The 1,284-nt window shown below is 30.1% G+C and carries 1 protein-coding gene; it reads left to right on the top strand.

The window, feature by feature from the left end:
• A partial coding sequence (locus tag KHW44_RS09730) for a CD1108 family mobile element protein (protein ID WP_369680536.1) occupies window positions 1-1,284 on the top strand: 1,284 nt, incomplete at both ends.

Genomic DNA, 1,284 nt, shown 5'->3' with positions numbered 1-1,284 from the left:
ACAAGTGAAGATAAACCTATTGAAGCTAAGAAAAGCAAGAGAATATATAGAAAAGATAAGCTTGTTAAAGATGAAGTAAGTAAGAACGAGAGTAATGCTAATATCGATAAAAAGAAAAAGCATAAACTTTATCAAGAAAAGAAGTTTAAGGATAAGGAAAAAATTTCTAAAGAAATAGATAAAGAAAGTAAGCTAAGCGAAGTTGATATAGATAAAACTTTTGATAACCCTGAGTTTAAAGACAATGATCAAGAATTTATAAAAGATGAAAAGGAAACAAGCCTTAAACCTTCAGAACAAAAGAAAGTTAATAAAAAGAAGACTTACTATAAGAGAAAAAATTATGAAAGTAATAAATTTACTCGAAAGAAAATTGATGACTTAAAAAATGAATCTAAGAAAGGTACACCGAAAGATTCTAAGAAAGCACAAGATGTTAAAGATTTTATCTCAGATAAAAAGATTGGAGAGCTTGAAAAGTCTAAAAGCAAGCTAAAGGATAATATTTTAAAGAATAAAACTAAAGGAGGTCTATCTTCTGGGGTTTTATTATCTGGAGCTAAGTCTTCAGAGTTAGTGAGAGATTATTTAAGTTCAGGATCTGATAATACTGGTGTAGAATCTGGAGAAAAGGCCGCTAATGTAAGCTCTAAACTCCAGCATGGAATAAGGAAGTATAAGCTAGACAAAAAGAAAAAGTCCTTAAAAAAGCTATCTAAACTTGATAAGAAAATAAGAAAGAGAAAAAGCAAGTTGGAGTTTAAAAGTGGCTTGGAAGATTTGAAAAAGTCAGACGCCTATATAAAGAAAAATAGATTTAAGAAGTTTTACCAAAGAAAGCAAATGAAAAGCATGATAGCTAAAAAGCACGAAACAAGACTTGTAGATAGAGTTAAAAAAGCTATTTTAAGTTTAGGTAAGGCTTCTAAAGAGCTAATAGTAAGAAAAAGCAAGATGGTTCTATTTGTAGTAATAGGACTAGGTATTATGCAATCAATCATGATTGGTGGTGGAAGTGTTGGTATGAGTGGACTAAGCAATTCAGTAAATTCAGTAATGACAACAACATACCTATCACAAGACACAGTTCTAAGTGAAGTTAATCAAGAATTTTCATCAATGGAATATGACCTGCAATCACAAATCGAAAGTGTAAAAACAAGTCATCCTGGATATGATGAATACATCATAAACAAAGAAGGAGAAATTGGTCATAATACCCATGAACTTTTATCCTATATAACTTCAAGATGTGGAGAAGTAAAATCAGCATCTGAAGTAAAA

The sequence above is a fragment of the Finegoldia magna genome, from assembly GCF_018371055.1.
Lineage (GTDB): Bacteria > Bacillota > Clostridia > Tissierellales > Peptoniphilaceae > Finegoldia > Finegoldia magna_I.
Note: the sequence above shows the minus strand (reverse complement) of the source record. Positions and strands in the feature narration are given on the sequence as shown.